Here is a 15,102-nt window from a genome sequence, read left to right on the forward strand (position 1 = left end):
GATGTCATCCATGGCTATGGGGGATCCACTTTCCCCACTTGCTTTCGTAAATAGCCTTGTTTCGTTCGAACAGGGCCGTGCGCTCCTTCGCGTCCATCAGGTTGAAGCTGGCCGACAGGTGATGGTGAACGAAGACATCGCGGGCACAGGCATTGAACAGGCCGATTTGCTCAACGCGACGGCAGTAGTCGTCGTCCTCGAAGAAACCACAGCCGAAGGCTTCATCCAGAGGGCCGACCTGAGCATAGGTGCTGCGTCGCAGCATGACGCAGAAGAATGCCACTGTCGGCAGGCGGAACCATTCACCGAGGTGCTTGTAGGTATGCAGGCAGGCCTGTCGGGCCATGTCCGGCAGCGAGTACTCGATGTCGATCCTGGCCTGGTTACCGATGTTGTTGGTCACGGGACCGATCAGGCCGATACCGGGGTTGCGGTCCAGGTGCTTGCGCAGCGTATCCGCCCAGCCGGGCGTGACCTGGGTATCGTTGTTGAGCAGTACCAGGTAGTCCCCCGTCGCGGCGGCGAGGCCCTGGTTATTGGCCGCGGAGAAACCGAGGTTGGTTGCGTTGAGAATGACCCGCTGCCCGTTGTCCTTGGCCCATTGCCGGAGAAACTCCGGCGTCCCGTCGTGGGAGCCGTTGTCGACCACGATGATTTCCAGTTCGCTACCTCGCCCATCGACGATCAGGCTGGCCAGGCATTCCCGGGTGAGGGCCAGATTGTTGTAGGTCACGACAATCACGCTGATCTCGTTCGCCGTCCTTTGGCCCTCGGTCGCACCAAGCAAGGTGTCAATGCGCTGTGCCCAGGATTGTTCGGCCGCGAACGCCCGGCGTTGGCGGCCTTGCTCGCCGGGTTGCTCCGCCAGCCCCAGGGCGATGCTGGCAATGAACTCATCTTCGTTTCGTGCACGATGGACCAGGGAGCCGAACTGCTCGATCTCGGGCAGGTCGACGGCGACCACTGGTTTGCCGGCACTGAGGTATTCGTAGACTTTCACCGGGTTGGTGGCGAGTGTCAGCGGTGTTATCCGGAAGGGCAGGAGACAGACGTCCATGGCATGCAGGTAGCCGGGAAGTACGCCGTAGGGTACCTCGCCGGTGAAACTGACGTTGGGGTACTGGCGCAGCTCACGCCGGGCATTGGCGGTATCGGCACCGATCAGTAGTATCAGGTGCTGGGGAAAGGCCTTGGCGACCGCCGCAACCAGTCCGGTATCGAACCAGTCGGCAATCGCGCCGTAGTAGCCGATGATCCTGCGGCCTGCCGGATCCTGATAGACCGAGGTCGGGCGGATGGAAAAGAACCCGTAGTCCGCGGCATTTCTGACCACCACGCTGTGCTTCGATGGGGTGTGATCCCATTGTCGGGCAAGCCAGTCTGAGGTGTAGACGGTCAGTTGTGCTTCGCGGATCAATTGCTGTTCGAGCTTGAGAATCCCTGGATGGGTGTTGCTGAAACCCTCGTGATGATCGATGCAATCGTAGACCAGGCGACTGTTGGGTGTTGCCTTGGCCACTTCAAGCCAGAACGGATGATGGATCAGTGCGACAACGGCGGATGGCCGGGTGCAGAGCAGCAGCTTGCCGAGGCCTTTTCGTAATTGGGTGATCTGTTCCGCGCTGGGTACGGTCGAATAGATGGACGGAGCTCTGCTGACGTGCAGTTGGATTTCGAACAGATTCCCGTGCTCGTTCAGGGGGGAAATGGAGAATCCGGCCTGTCTTGAGTCTTTCAAGGTGCTGGAGACATAAAACACGCGGCGCCCCCTGGCACTCAGCATCTTCGCCAGTTGTTGCGGCCGCTGATGGCGAAAGTTCCAGTCGATGACGCCCCAGATCATGTAGTCGGGATACCGGGATTCCCCCAGCAGGGATTTGAGGTTGATGTGCGCGAGTGTGTCGCGTTGCTGCAGTCGATGACGCAGTCGATGCAGCGGCCTGAGCAATGCGCCCCGGTAGATTGCCGACAGATACCTGCGCAACGGGCCGGGCAACGGCAACTGGCGATAGTGCGCGAGCAGGCGTTTCGCCGGGCTTATCGTCGGCTTGGGCTGGATATCGTGCTCAGCCATATGCGCCGGTCCTGCTTTCTGAGGCTGCAGACTGTTGTTGCGGGTAGTCATGCAGTGGTGTGTTGTCGCCCTCGGGCCACATGGAGCTGGTCGAGCCAGGGCGATAGAACGTCACGGTGACACTGCGACGGGAGACATGGCAGTTGTCGATCACCCGTGATACGGCATGCCATGAGGTGTCGGAGCGGACCAGCACCGCCGAGTTGCCGACGAGGGGGGAAATCTCCTTGACGACGCTGTCGGGGTCTCGCGAATTGAGGATCTGCAGGCAGCCACCGTACCTGGGGTCCCAGGTTTCGTTGAAGTAGAGGATATGGGTGACCACCTTGTCGGACAGGTCGGGATGGGGGCCCAGGTTGGCGCCGGGCCCGTAATGGAACAGGTTGACTTCCATGGGCGCCTGGCTCAGGTCCACCCCGGTCAACGTTCCTAGCGCCTGCCGGTATGCCGGTGAGCGCAGGTCCCGGGCGAAGTGCAGCCACTGTGGGCTCAAAGCCTGTGGGTTGACCACTTCGCCATCGGTCATGGCGATCAGTTGCCTGGCTTCGTACTCATAGTTTTTCTCGCCGCCGTAACCCTGCACGATCTTGAAGTGATCGTGGGGGTAGGTTTCGGCCAGTGCGGCGGCATCTTCAGGGCTGTAAAGACCACCGATTTCTGCCCAGTGATACGGATGGCGTTGCAGTTGTTGCCTGGCGATCCTTTCCAGGTTGATCATTGTGCGCTCCTTGCAATGAGTCTCTTGAACAGATGATAGATTCGCCGCAGGTCTGACATCGGGGCCTGCGCCAGCTGTTGTCTGGCTTGATCCAGCTCAATCCGCTGTGCCTGCAGACTTTCGGTCTGTCGCGCCTGCAAATTCTCGAGTTGTATCGGCAGGGCTTGCCAGAAGCGGTTCAGTTCCTCGGGCTTGCTGGTCTGGCCGGCGACAACAAGTTCGGCTACCCGGTCCCAGTGTTCGTGCAACTGCTCTGCTGCCTGTCGAGTGGCTGCGGAGAGTGGGCGCCTGCCGATCTGTTGGGCAAACCAGTGTGGTTCCAGCTCCAGGTCACGACTCACCTGGAAGACGCGCTCGTAGACCGGTAACGCCGTGTATTTGCCGTTTTTCAGATCTGCCGAGCAGAACACCGGCAGGCCGAAGGCGATTGCGCTGATTGCCAGGTGATAGCTGTGCCCGATCACGCCGACAGAGTGGGCAATCAGTTCGGCCAGCAGCAGCGGCGAGGGCCAGAACGGCAACGTCACCGAGCGGTCGAGCGGCTCTCCCAGCGCAGACTCATGGTCGCCGAGAGCCGGTCCGATCGGTAACACCAGAAGGTGCAGATCAACGAGTTCAGCGCTGTGGTTGCGCCAGAGATCGAGGAAGCTCTCCAGGCCGCCGATGGCGTGGACCACCAGATAAGGCTTGTCCAGGCCATATTGGTTACGAAGGTTGCTCAACTCGGCGGACGGGGTTTGCAGATCAAGCAGTCGCGGCAAGCCGAACGCCGTATCGGGCAGCACCTCGACACGCCCGTGTTCTGTCAATTGCTGCAGGGTGGCTTGCGACAGTTCGTCACGAACCTTGACGTGAGGACTCTGCTCTATGACCCGTTTCAACAACGGCCTGGCCCACTCCGGCACGTCGTTGCAATGCATGCCGGGCGCATTCCAGATCAGTGGAACGCCATGTTGCACTGCCATCAGGGCCGGGGTGAGCCAGTAACCGGTCGGGTGATGAATGGAGGCGGCAGGGGGCAGGTAGTTTTCGGCAACGAATTTATCGAAGCGAATGATAAAACCACCGCCAATCAGCGTCGCATCCAGGCGATGGGCGATCGCTGGCAGCTCTGTCAACGAGGTCACGACATAGGGCCATTGCGCGGCGTTCTTTGCGTGGTAGGAGAACCGGTGCATCTGTACTGCGCCCAAGCGACGGGACAATTCCGCTTCGGCAATGATAGGGAACAGCAGGTCGCCGTAGTTCTCTACATCGAATGTGCCGTGAATCGCTATTTGCCAGACTTTGCTCATTACTTTCTCCACGCTGGGCTTCATCTCCGTTCTGCTTCGGGTTCTGGCGTTGACGCGTTGCTGTTGGCTGCCATGGGGGGCAGCGGTTCGATTCCAAGGTCGACAAGGCCGAGGAAGGCGTTGTTTGCCACCAACGTATCGAACGTCAGCAGCGCGACCTGCTTTTCAATCAGGTGCGCAGTTTCCTCGGTATGGCCATTCATCAGCTTCAATGTGATGTAGTACCGGCCGGCGGCGAAGCGCGACGGGAAGCGCGCTGTGATGGACGCCTTGCGCCAACCCTCACGGGATGCCTGAGGCTCGAGTGCCAGGTTGGCGCCACCGATCACCAGCAGTCGCGCTTCCTGAATGGTCAGGCTGATGCTCGGCAGCGTGATGGATTCATGAATCAGCGCTTCAATGCGCACTTCGATCATCTCGTCATGAATGAAGGTCGAGTGCAGGCCTTCGGTATTGATGAAGCACGCCGAAAGAATGCGGCCTTCATTCGTGCCGAAGGCGATACCGCCCGTGTTTGCCAGATGCTCCTTGGGTGACACTATCACCGTGTCCCCGCTGGCCCAGCGGCGCTGCTCATCGCGCATATCCAGCAAGTAGAGCTCAGCGACATCCTCTGGAGGGCCATTGGCCCGGACCAGGCCATTGCGTAGGTAGAGCGCGCGTTTGCAGAAGCGCTTGACCATGCTCATGTCGTGGGAAACGAACAGTAGCGTGGTGCCGCGCTGAGTAAGCGCCTCGAGACGCTGAAGGCACTTGAACTGGAATGACGCATCGCCCACCGCGAGTGCTTCATCGACGATCAGGATATCGGGCTCCACCCATACGGAAACGGCGAAGGCCAGGCGCATGAGCATGCCGCTGGAGTAGGTCCTGGTCGGTTGGTCGATGAAGTCGCCGATGCCGGCGAAGTCGGCGATGTCGTCGAAACGCTTTGCGATCTCGGCACGACTCAGCCCCAGTATGGCGCCGTTGAGGAACACGTTTTCACGGCCCGTGAAGTCGGGATTGAAGCCCGAACCCAGCTCCAGCAATGCCGCGATGCGACCATTGCAGGTAACCGTGCCGCTGCTGGCACCGAGTGTGCCGCAGATCAACTGCAGGAGTGTCGATTTTCCGCTGCCGTTGCGGCCAATGATGCCGATGGTCTCGCCCTTCTCGATGGTAAGCGAGACGTCCTTGACCGCCCACAGTTCGCGGTAGCGCTGTTTCTTGCGGGCGGAAAGCATTTGCCACAACCTGTCCTGGGGCCTGTCGTAGATGTGAAAACACTTGCCCAGACCTGCCACTTGCACTGCGAACTCAGAGGACATCGGCAAATCCCTTGCGCATTCGCTGGAAACACCGGAAGCCCAGCCAGGCTACCGCACAGGCCAGTACCATGCCTGCAGCCCAGTCCAACGGTTTGATTGGCACCCCCCAGAACAGCACACCACGAACCTGTTCGATGATCAGTGCCAGCGGATTGAGCAACAGCAACGGACGATACGCCTCGGGTAATGCGTTGATCGGATAGAACACCGCCGAAACAAACAACAACGCGGTGGTGAAGGCGCCGACCACCTGGCTGATATCGCGCAGATAAACGCCCACGGCGGCCAGCAGCCAGGACACGCCCATGGAAAAGAGCACCAATGGCATCAGTGCGAAGGGCAGCAGCAGGGCTGTGAGAGGAGGGAGGCCGATGAACAACAGATGGAAAACCAGCCAGATCGACAAGCTTGCCATGGCATGCAACAGCACTGAGCCAAGGGTCACCCAGGGAAGTATCTCCAGCGGGAAAATGACCTTCTTGACGTAGTTCGCGTTGGCAGCAATCAGGGTCGGAGCGCGCTGTACGCATTCCGAGAAGATGTTGAACACCAGCAGGCCGGCAAATACCAGCAGGGCGAATTCGCTCCGCGATTCGCTTCCTCCCTGCCATTTCTGCTTGAACATCACGCTGAACACCAGCGTATAGACCGCCAGCATCAATAGCGGGTTGAGAAAGGACCACAAGAGTCCCATCATCGAGCCTCTGTAGCGTCCCAGCATTTCCCGCTTGATCATCGACAGCAGCAGTTCACGATGCTGCCACGGGCTGGAAAAGATTCCGCCCGATGTCCTTGTCACGATCATCGATCGGCTCCGGATGGCTGTTTTAATTAGAATGATGCGAAAGCTTCGCATTCTTGCCGGCGAGTATTGTATCTATTACTCGAAGTCCTTTTCCTCCAAGGCGGCAATAATATCTCGATAAGCTAAAGAAGAGTGATTTAGTGAGTTTCTGTTTCGATACAAACCGCTTTGCCCTGGCAGGGTATAGGCGGACGGTTTTCAGGAAGGTTCATTTTATCTGTCCGCCCCTGTGACAGTATATACAGCAAAGGGACTTGGCATTCCGGGAAGGGTTTTCATTCGGCGAAACTGATTTTTTGATATTTATCAATTAGTTGTATGTTTTTCATTATGGTGGTCGATGGGCGGTCAAAAGTGATATGAAGTATTTTGAAACATTGAGCTTTTGATAAGTTGACGCCATTGAATTGGCATATCAGCAGAGTATTCAGGGACAAGTAGTCTTTAGGCATGTTCAGGGGCGGCACACGATTTTGTCTTTTATCGTGGTCTGTCCCCTATTTCGTGGTCTGTCCCCTATTTCCCTCAAAGCGCCTTATCTGAACAGGGTATGGGCGGGCAGGTCATGCCCTCCGGCTTCAGCGCAGACGAGGCTCCTGCCGGACACACTCCACCAGGAAGTCCAGCACCGCTTTCACCGAGGGCGAGCGGCGCAGATCCGGATAGACCGTCAGCCAGAGATCGCGAACCGGCCCGTCACTGTCCACCGGCAGACGCTGCAGCCCGGGGTCGTTATCGCCCACGGTGGTCGGTAGGACAACCGCGCCCGCACCGTAGCGCGCAGCCATTTGTTGCGACGCCAGGTCGCTGGCCGAGAACACCACGGGACGATGCCGGTGAATCTGGTGCAGCCATTGTTGCTGGTGCAGATGGCCCGGCGTCTGGGAGCAACGGTTTTTGCCACGGGCAGTACGGCGCAGAAATGTGCGATTGCCATCGAGCGCGGGGCGCATCAGGCGATGCTCTACGACGAGGGTCGTTTCGCCGAGCGTATCCGCGAGGCGATCCTGGAAGGCTCCCTGAGCATCGCCATCGAAGGGCATTACACCCTGGACGACGTGCAGGAGGTTCATGCCCGTATCGAAGCGCGTGAGCAGATTGGCAAGTCGGTGATGTGCATCGACAATGCCTGCTGACTTCACAAATCCATAACACCAGCGGTATGGCTGACAGCGGTGATCGCTACGCGAGTTCCGGTCTGTTCAATCAGGACTGATTGAGCATTCTCGCTGAAACTGTCGGCGTTTGGTGAACAGAGTCAGGGAGGGTGGGTATCGGCACCCGGGACAAGTGACTGGCCTGCAACAATTCCCGTGTATAGGGCGAGCGCGGGGCTTTGAACAGCGCCTGTGCATCGCCCTGTTCAACGATGCGGCCATGTTGCATGACGATCAATTGGTCGGCTAGGTCTTCCATCACGGCGAGGTCATGACCGATAAAGATCAGCGTCAGGTTGCGCCTTTTCCTGATATCCATGATCAGGTCGAGAATCTGGTTTCGAACCGTGGCATCCAGTGCCGACACGGGCTCATCGCAGACCAGGACTTTCGGTTGCATGGCCAGGGCCCTGGCAATGACCACCCGTTGACGCTGGCCGCCTGACAACTGATGGGGAAAACGTTGCAGCAGCCCCCTATCGAGGCCGACATCTTCCAGCAAGCCGGCACAGTACGCCGGCAAGTCGGCAATCTGCAGCAGTGCGCTGCGCTGATGAATCTGCACGGCTTCGAGCAAGGCCCGCAGGATGTTGTGGCGAGGGTTCAGGCTGCCGGCCGTGTCCTGGAAAATGTATTGGCAGGTGCGGGCGAACTCCTCGCGGTTGGGCGGGTTGACCGGGTCCATTCGGCAGACTTCGATGCTGCCGGTGGTGGGTTTGATCAGGCCCATGATGGCCTTGGCCAGGGTACTTTTGCCGGACCCCGACTCGCCGGCGATACCCAGCGTACTGCCCGCCATCACTTGCAGGTTGATGTCGTGCAGCACTTGCTTGCGCTTGCGCCCCGTGCCGTATTCGGCGCTGACGCCGACCAGGCGCACCAGTGGTACTGGCAGGCTGTTTGCCTGGTATTTCGGGCGACCTGCGGACAGCCGGCGCTTGTACGCGGTGGTCAGGGCGCGGGTGTAGTCATGCTGCGGGTTGTTGAGAATCACCTCGGCCGTACCTTGCTCCAGCAGGTCGCCGTTGCACATCACCGCGACTCGATCAGCCATGGCCAGCACGGCATCCAGGTCGTGGGAAATGAACAGCATCGCCATGCCGCGGCGCTGCTGGATATCACGCAACAGGGCCAGGACCTGGGCCTGGGTGGTGACGTCCAGGGCGGTGGTGGGCTCGTCGGCAATCAGCAACTGCGGGTCACAGGCCAGTGCCATGGCAATCATCGCCCGTTGCTGCTGGCCGCCGGACAGCTCGAACGGAAATCGTGTGAGTTGCCGTGCAGGCTCGGGCAGGCCGACCTCGCGCAACAGTTGGATGGCATGCAGTTCGCGTTCCTGGCGACTGCGCGTCGTGTCGGTCGGCATGGCTTCGATGATTTGCGCACCGAGGCTCATCAAGGGGTTCAGGGAGGTCATGGGATCCTGGAAGATGATCGCGATTTCACGACCGCGAACCCTGCGCCAGCCCTTGCTGTCCAGTTGCATCAGGTCGGTGTCGCGATAACGCAGTTCACCCGACAGGTGGGGTGAGTCCGGCAACAGGCCCAATGCCGCCAGGGCGGTCAGCGATTTGCCGCTGCCGGACTCGCCGATCACCCCAAGCACTTCGCCGGGGTGGATCGCGAAAGAGATGTTGTTGACCACCGTTTTGTCGCCGTAGCGAATACTCAGGTCACGGATGGACAGCAGGGGACCGGACATGGCGGGTTCCTTATTCATGATGGCGCGCCAGGCGCGGATCGATCCACACATGCAGTGCCGCGGTGGCGATATTGATCAGTACCACGAAGGTGGCGAGCAGCATCACGGCCGCCTGAATCAGTGTGTAATCGCGGCCGTGGATGGCCTCCAGGGTGAGGCTGCCCAGGCCCGGCAGGGAAAACAGGGCCTCCATGGTCAGCGTGCCGCCGATCAGTCCCCCGAGAATGACCCCGGACATCGCCACCACCACCGACAGCGAGTTGGGCAGGATATGGCGCCAGGCAATGCGCCAGTTGGACAAGCCCTTGGCTCTTGCGGTGCGGATAAAGGGCGCACGGGTGGTCGCACACAATTCCTCGTACAGCGGCTTGACCACTTGCCCGGCAATATCGATGCCGAGAATGACCACGGGCAACAGCATCTGCCCACGGATCGGTAACCAGCGTAGCCAGACCGAAAACACCAGGATCACGATGACACCCGTGCAGAAGGTCGGCACGGCAATGGACCAGACGTTCAGGCTTTCCAGCAGTTTGCCCAGCCGCCAGCCTGGAAAAGCCAGCGCCAGTACGGCGATGCCCATGCCGGTGACCAGGCCGAACAGCAGCGCGGCACCGGACAGGACGAGTGAGTTGGGCAGTGCGTCGCGCAGCATGCCGGCAACCGGGGTGCCAAAGCGCATCGACTCACCCAGGTCGCCATGCAGCGCGGCCTTGAGCCAGAGGGTGAACTGCACGGGCAGGCTCTCGTCCAGTCCGAGCTGCTGGCGCAAGGCGAGCAGGGCGTTGGCGTCATAGTCGCCACGTGCCGAGTAGTAATCGGTGATATCGCCAGGCACCGCGCGCACCAGCAGGAAAATGATGAAGCTGATGGCCGCGATGCTCAGCAATCTGCGCAACAGGTAGGGCACGGCCTTGAACAGGGTTTGCATGTCAGGCTCCGGCAGCACGATGCTTGCTCAAGGGATCGAGGTTTTCCCGCAGGCGGTTGCCGACCAGTGACAACGACAGCGTGGTCAGTGCCAGGGCCAGTACCGGGAACAACAGCGAAAAAGGCGCCTGCTCGGCGAAGCCCGTGGCGGTCGCGATGATTCGTCCCCATGTCGGGACATCAGGGGCTACGCCCATGCCGAAAAAGCTCAGGACCGATTCGGTGGTAATGGCTCGGGGCATGACGATGGCGATCTGCGTGAGCAGCGTGCCAACGGCGTTCGGCAAGACGTGGCGCCAGGCGATCGCCAGTGGTGAAACCCCGATCACCCGTGCTGCCGTGACGTAGCCGGCGGCCGACTCACGCTCGTGGATGGCCCGTGCGACATAGGCGAACAACGGCATGTAGGCGATGCCGACGGCGATGATCACCGAGCCCGTGCCCACTCCCAGTGCGACCATCAAGGCCAGCGACAGCAGGATGGCGGGCATGGTCAGGATCATGTCGAAGCCGCCGTAAATGACCGCCCGGGTCACCCCACCGGCCAGGCAGCCGACAAGGCCCAATCCGACACCACCGAAGAACGCGATGCAGGTGGCGGCGATGGCGACGATCAGGGTCAGGCGTGTTCCCGTGACCAGGCGCGCGAGGATGTCGCGGCCAAAGCTGTCGGCGCCCAGCCAGTGCTGCATGGAGGGCGCCAGGTTGCGGGCCAGCAGGTTCTGATAGTACGGGTCCTGGATCGGCAGCAGCGGGGCCAGGATGGCGACCAGCACGGCAATGCCAAGCACCAGCCACGGCCATTGCCGGATAACCCGGCTCATGCGCTCAACCAGGTGCGGGCCAGGCCGCCATCGACTCTGTTCTGGCTCCAGGTGTAACCGGTCTGGTAACCGTGCACGTTGGCCGCGACACCGATCGCATCGGCGCTATGGCCGATGCCCAAGGTGTAGAACTTGTCCATCACCCGTTGCCACGCCGCCAGGTAGCGTTCGCGGGCCAGGCCCAGCGATGGCGAGTCCACCGCCTGGGCGATCAGGCGATCCAGCTCCGGGTCCTGGATGCCGCCCCACAACATCGGGCTGGGCCCCTGGGATTGCAGTCGCGCATAACGCAGGTAGACGTCGGCCCGAGGGCCGGAGTGGAAGGGCGCCAGGTCCCAGTCATATTGCCCCAGGAGGCGCTGTGCACCGATGTCGTCCAGCGCCTGGTGATCGATCTTGAACCCCAGTTCGCGGACCATCTGCACGGCCACCTGCGCATAGTCGGATTGCCAGGACACCACTTTCAGGGTGTGTTGTCCGGCCTCCACCCCGGCGCTCTGCAGCAGTTTGCGCGCGCGGTCCGGATCCGGCCTGGCAAAGGCGTCCTGCTGTTCCAGTGCCTGGTCCCAGTAGAACGTGTTGGGGCGGGTCGGCTGATTGCTGGTCAGCGCATCCTTGCCGCCGATGAAACCCATGTAGGCCGACTTGTCGATGCTCAGGGCAATGGCCTGGCGCACGCGCATGTCCTGCAGGAGGGGATTGGGTTTGCGGTTGTTGAACGACAGGAAGTACCACGAGGTATCCCCCAGGAACTGCACCTCGACATTGTCGCTGCGCAGCGATGGCAGGCGGTCGTTGTTGACGTAGGCCACATGCAGGTCGCCGGAGCGTAGCGACAGGCTGTTGTCGCGGTCGCCGCGCAGGTCGAAATCGATCGCGTCCAGGTAGGGCAGGCCCGGTTGCCAGTACTGTTTGAACGCCGGAGCGAAGAACCGCTGGTTCGCCTGCCAGGTGCCGAAGGTAAACGGTCCCGTGCCGATAGGCTGGCGAATGGTGTCGTGCCAGCCTTCCGACTCCGGCGCGACGATCCACAACTCGGACAGCAGATTGAGCAGGGGCGCGAAGGTTTCCTTCAGCTCGACGCGCAGGACCAGTGGCGAGGGGACGCTGATGTCATTGACCAGCTTCATCGCGTTGCTCAGCCAGCCGCCGCTGATCTTGTCCCTGACCCGTTCCAGGTTGGCCTTCACGTCCTGCCCGACCAGGGTACGTCCGTTGTGAAACTTCACGTTGTCGCGCAAGTAGAAGGTGTAGCTCTTGCCGTCATCCGAGAGCTCGAAACGTTCGGCGAGGAAGGGTTTGACCGTGCCGTCATTGGCCACGCTGGTCAGGGCTTCGACATACACCTGCTGGACCGAAATGGAACCGGCATGCCGATGTGGGTCGGAAGTATCCAGCCCCATCAGGGCGATCTTCAAGGTGCCGCCCGACTTGGGTGCCACCCCCGTCTCCGCGCGGAGCAAGGGTGGAAACAGGCCGGCACAGGAGGCCGCGGCGAACAGTTGGATCAGGGTACGTCGATGCATGAAATACAGCTCCTCGGAGAGGTTTGGGCGCCAGCGGGAATTCGCAGTTGAAGAGGGCTGCCATCCATGTCGTTGCAAGGCAGTCCCAGGTGATGCAACAGGGTCGGCGCGAAGTCCACCAGGCTGACCGGGGCATGGAACGTGCTGCCCGCGGCAAAGTCCTTGCCCTGTACGATCAGGAACGGTGCCTGCTCATAGGTGCCGAGGCCGCCGTGCTGGCCGAATCCGCCGTAGGCTTTCGGATCCTGGGCATCGGCCACGATGCAGGTGCTGCCCGGTATGCCGAATTCATTGGCTTGCCGGTAGTGCTGCATGATCACGGCGAGGGTGGTGCCGGGATCGTCGGGTGACAGGCCGAGCTCTGCCAGGGCCTGGCCCTCGTAGACCGTGGAGCACCAGGGTTGTCGGCTCAGGAAGTCGACGATTGCGCTCTGCAGGAACTGGAAACGGGGCGCGATGGCAACCATGCAGGAACTGCCATTGGGGGCAATCACCACGTCATCGCTGTCCAGGCTGGATTTGAGTCCGGCCTCCACCAGCGCCTGGCCGACGTCGATCTCGTTGATCACGGTTTCCATGCCGTGATCGGAAGCGACCATCAGCAGGACGTCATCGCCCCGTGCACGCAGTTGTTCGACGGCTTCCAGTACTTGCGCCACGCAGGCATTGGCATGACCGATGGCGGCAAAGTGGGCAGGTGATCCCAGGGGATGGCCGTGCCCGCTGTAATCCGGCTCCGAGAGCCACAGCGTGGCGATGACGGGGGCCTGGGGGCGCAGCAGTTTCTGGCAGAAGCGCGTGGTCATCTCCTGGTCGCCGGAGCTGCCGGGCTTGATCAGCAAGACCCGCTCATCGAGATAGGGCTCGCGACCCGGGCCATAGGAACCGGCGCTGTGGAATACCTCGCCATAGCCATCCGGATCGTTGAAGTAGGCCGCCCCTGGCGATACGTTGGACATGATGCACGCGCCGCCGTGGGCCGCCACGCGTTGCGCCAGTGTCGGTACGTGCAGCGTTCGGCCCGTGACGTGCTCCAGGTGGTCGCGAAAGATCGGCTCGCCGACGTTATGGCAACGCAGGCCCCGGGCTTCGTCGATGATCATCTTGTTACCGAGCAGGCCATGCCGGCCGGGGTGGCAACCGGTTGCTATGGAGGCCGAACTGACACGGGTGGTGGAAGGGAACACGGCGTTGGCATTGGCAAACCAGACAGCGCTCTTGGTCAGTGCGGTCAGTGTTGGACTGCTGTCGGGAAGTATCAAGTCCCGACGCAGGCTGTCACACATTATGAGGATGCAGCGTTTAATGTTTTTCATATTAAAAATCATCACCTTTTAATATTTCAGGGGTGTGACATTTAATTATTTTTATTTGTTGTTAAAGTTGTCTGGAATGCAAAAAAGCGAAGCCCGTTCTGTTTGCGGCTTCGCAATTTTCCGCGCTCGGAAAGTTATCTTTTGTCGAGCTTTTTTCAAGTTTTTAACAGGGTTTTATTTGCCTGTGTTGTGTACGCCGTTAAGTGCAAAATCGAAGATGTCAAAGTTGCGCAGCCGGGTTGAGGCAGCACGTTGCAGGTACGTTTCATTCAGTGGATGAGACAGCAGGAACGGCACCGGCTGCTCGGAGTATCCGCCATGGGAGCGCAGGGGGCGGTCGCCCACCGTGGACAGGTCGTGCTCGCCGGCGCTGGAGCCGAGTACGCAGGACTCGCTGGAAATCACCACGATATCGGCCTCGCGGTCTTCCGGAAGGCCGAGTTTCACGGCCGCCTGCCGGCGACTCAAGGTCTCTTCGATACCGGACAGTCCACTGATGTAATCGATCATCGGTTCGATGTCGGCGGGATCCTTGGCATACACCCGAACAAAAGAACCCAGTGCGCCATGGTGACGAACGAAGGGGTCGGTAATCGGGCAGATGACCCGGGCACTTGCAGTTCCAAAGCGCTCTTCGAGTTTGTCTTGCAGGAAGATTATATTGGGTATGCCGTTTGTATTGTTCTTGTCCGACATGCCATGGTCCGCAACACAACCGACAATGGCGCCTTCATCAATAAAGGCTTGCAGGCGATCATCGATGGCCTTGAGGAATTCGTTGGACTCTTGAGTGCCGGGCGCGAACTTGTGCTGGATATAATCGGATAACGACAGGTACAACACCCGGGCCCGTTTCTGCTTCAACAATGCCAGGCCCGCGTCCAGTACGAAGAGTGACAGATCGCCTGAATACATGTCGGGCAGCGGCCGCCCGACCAGGGCCTGGACGTCGTCGATACCGTGTTCCTCAAGGGTACAGGTGCCGGCTTTTTCCGAGGAAAAACAGATGCCTTTCAAATGGTGCCCGAGTACCTTGCGCAGTTTGTCCTTGGCGGTGATCGCCGCCACTGCGATGCCAGCCTGGGACAGCAGCGCGAGCAAGGTCTCGCCGCGCAGCAGGCTGGCGTCGGTCATCATGATTTCCTTGCCGGTTTCCCGGTCCAGGTAATAGTTGCCGGCGATACCATGCACTTCAGGGGGGGCGCCGGTGACGATGGAGACGTTGTTGGGGTTGGTAAACGACGGCATCACGCAATCGGCGGTGCTGGCAAAACCCTGGGCATGAAAGCGGGCGATGGTCGGGCAGACGCCATCGGCGATGCCCTGGACGATGTATTGCGGGTCACAGCCATCAATGCAAACGACCACCACCGGCTGGGTCGGAAGGGCGTACTGGCGTTGGTGCAGCGTTATCGAATTGTTCATCACAGGCTTCACTAGAGGGG

The 15,102-nt window shown here is 60.3% G+C and carries 13 protein-coding genes; 1 reads left to right on the forward strand and 12 read right to left on the reverse strand.

Features of this window, described 5'->3' with window-relative positions:
• Positions 1-4: 4 nt before the first annotated feature.
• The 6 genes from HX851_RS14720 to HX851_RS14745 form a co-directional block, all read right to left on the reverse strand.
• Positions 5-2,074 carry a glycosyltransferase gene (locus HX851_RS14720; RefSeq protein ID WP_177058074.1) on the reverse strand — a complete coding sequence of 690 codons (2,070 nt, stop codon included), beginning with the start codon at positions 2,072-2,074 and terminating at the stop codon, positions 5-7.
• Positions 2,067-2,792 (reverse strand): 2OG-Fe(II) oxygenase, encoded by a 726-nt coding sequence (locus tag HX851_RS14725; RefSeq protein ID WP_177058075.1) that lies wholly within the window; start codon positions 2,790-2,792, stop codon positions 2,067-2,069. The genes HX851_RS14720 and HX851_RS14725 overlap by 8 nt, the downstream gene beginning before the upstream one ends.
• Complete coding sequence (locus HX851_RS14730) at positions 2,789-4,087, reverse strand: polysaccharide pyruvyl transferase family protein (protein ID WP_177065910.1); 1,299 nt, start codon at positions 4,085-4,087, stop codon at positions 2,789-2,791. Before HX851_RS14730 ends, HX851_RS14725 begins: the two co-directional genes overlap by 4 nt.
• A gap of 20 nt (positions 4,088-4,107) precedes the next feature.
• Positions 4,108-5,397: an ABC transporter ATP-binding protein gene (locus HX851_RS14735; RefSeq protein WP_177058077.1), complete on the reverse strand. Its 1,290-nt coding sequence runs from the start codon at positions 5,395-5,397 to the stop codon at positions 4,108-4,110.
• On the reverse strand, positions 5,387-6,202 hold the full coding sequence (locus HX851_RS14740; protein ID WP_256262721.1) for an ABC transporter permease: 816 nt from the start codon (positions 6,200-6,202) through the stop codon (positions 5,387-5,389). The genes HX851_RS14735 and HX851_RS14740 overlap by 11 nt, the downstream gene beginning before the upstream one ends.
• A 578-nt stretch (positions 6,203-6,780) precedes the next feature.
• Positions 6,781-7,155, reverse strand: a complete 375-nt coding sequence (locus HX851_RS14745; protein ID WP_256262416.1) for a LysR substrate-binding domain-containing protein — start codon at positions 7,153-7,155, stop codon at positions 6,781-6,783.
• 6 nt (positions 7,156-7,161) lie between these two features.
• On the opposite strand from HX851_RS14745, the gene HX851_RS14750 reads away from it, so the two are divergent.
• Positions 7,162-7,338 (forward strand): hypothetical protein, encoded by a 177-nt coding sequence (locus HX851_RS14750; RefSeq protein ID WP_369680913.1) that lies wholly within the window; start codon positions 7,162-7,164, stop codon positions 7,336-7,338.
• A 70-nt stretch (positions 7,339-7,408) separates the two neighbouring features.
• Here the strand turns inward: HX851_RS14750 and HX851_RS14755 are convergent, their stop codons facing one another.
• From HX851_RS14755 to phnA, 6 genes are all read right to left on the reverse strand, one after another.
• A complete protein-coding gene (locus tag HX851_RS14755; RefSeq protein WP_177058079.1) occupies positions 7,409-9,061 on the reverse strand; it encodes a dipeptide ABC transporter ATP-binding protein in 1,653 nt (550 codons plus the stop codon).
• Positions 9,062-9,071: 10 nt separating this feature from the next.
• The gene (locus HX851_RS14760) at positions 9,072-9,992 is read right to left on the reverse strand and encodes an ABC transporter permease (RefSeq protein ID WP_177058080.1); all 921 of its coding nucleotides are present in this window, start codon (positions 9,990-9,992) and stop codon (positions 9,072-9,074) included.
• 1 nt (position 9,993) lies between these two features.
• Positions 9,994-10,815: an ABC transporter permease gene (locus HX851_RS14765; protein ID WP_177058081.1), complete on the reverse strand. Its 822-nt coding sequence runs from the start codon at positions 10,813-10,815 to the stop codon at positions 9,994-9,996.
• Entirely contained in the window at positions 10,812-12,341 is a 1,530-nt protein-coding gene (locus HX851_RS14770; RefSeq protein ID WP_177058082.1) for an ABC transporter substrate-binding protein, read from the reverse strand. Before HX851_RS14770 ends, HX851_RS14765 begins: the two co-directional genes overlap by 4 nt.
• Entirely contained in the window at positions 12,323-13,657 is a 1,335-nt protein-coding gene (locus HX851_RS14775) for an alkaline phosphatase family protein (protein WP_177065911.1), read from the reverse strand. The genes HX851_RS14770 and HX851_RS14775 overlap by 19 nt, the downstream gene beginning before the upstream one ends.
• Positions 13,658-13,831: 174 nt before the next feature.
• Positions 13,832-15,082, reverse strand: a complete 1,251-nt coding sequence (gene phnA / locus HX851_RS14780) for a phosphonoacetate hydrolase (protein WP_177065912.1) — start codon at positions 15,080-15,082, stop codon at positions 13,832-13,834.
• Positions 15,083-15,102 lie beyond the last annotated feature (20 nt).

The sequence above is a fragment of the Pseudomonas gingeri genome (assembly GCF_013385635.1).
GTDB lineage: Bacteria > Pseudomonadota > Gammaproteobacteria > Pseudomonadales > Pseudomonadaceae > Aquipseudomonas > Aquipseudomonas gingeri_A.

What these genes read in the sequence shown, in the direction of transcription:
- HX851_RS14740 (WP_256262721.1), bottom strand. Translation starts at nt 6,202, where the DNA reads ATGATCGTGACAAGGACATCGGGCGGAATCTTTTCCAGCCCGTGGCAG.
- HX851_RS14725 (WP_177058075.1), bottom strand. Translation starts at nt 2,792, where the DNA reads ATGATCAACCTGGAAAGGATCGCCAGGCAACAACTGCAACGCCATCCG.
- HX851_RS14755 (WP_177058079.1), bottom strand. Translation starts at nt 9,061, where the DNA reads ATGTCCGGTCCCCTGCTGTCCATCCGTGACCTGAGTATTCGCTACGGC.
- HX851_RS14775 (WP_177065911.1), bottom strand. Translation starts at nt 13,657, where the DNA reads ATGAAAAACATTAAACGCTGCATCCTCATAATGTGTGACAGCCTGCGT.
- HX851_RS14745 (WP_256262416.1), bottom strand. Translation starts at nt 7,155, where the DNA reads ATGCGCCCCGCGCTCGATGGCAATCGCACATTTCTGCGCCGTACTGCC.
- HX851_RS14720 (WP_177058074.1), bottom strand. Translation starts at nt 2,074, where the DNA reads ATGGCTGAGCACGATATCCAGCCCAAGCCGACGATAAGCCCGGCGAAA.
- phnA (WP_177065912.1), bottom strand. Translation starts at nt 15,082, where the DNA reads ATGAACAATTCGATAACGCTGCACCAACGCCAGTACGCCCTTCCGACC.
- HX851_RS14730 (WP_177065910.1), bottom strand. Translation starts at nt 4,087, where the DNA reads ATGAGCAAAGTCTGGCAAATAGCGATTCACGGCACATTCGATGTAGAG.
- HX851_RS14750 (WP_369680913.1), top strand. Translation starts at nt 7,162, where the DNA reads ATGCTCTACGACGAGGGTCGTTTCGCCGAGCGTATCCGCGAGGCGATC.
- HX851_RS14735 (WP_177058077.1), bottom strand. Translation starts at nt 5,397, where the DNA reads ATGTCCTCTGAGTTCGCAGTGCAAGTGGCAGGTCTGGGCAAGTGTTTT.
- HX851_RS14760 (WP_177058080.1), bottom strand. Translation starts at nt 9,992, where the DNA reads ATGCAAACCCTGTTCAAGGCCGTGCCCTACCTGTTGCGCAGATTGCTG.
- HX851_RS14765 (WP_177058081.1), bottom strand. Translation starts at nt 10,815, where the DNA reads ATGAGCCGGGTTATCCGGCAATGGCCGTGGCTGGTGCTTGGCATTGCC.
- HX851_RS14770 (WP_177058082.1), bottom strand. Translation starts at nt 12,341, where the DNA reads ATGCATCGACGTACCCTGATCCAACTGTTCGCCGCGGCCTCCTGTGCC.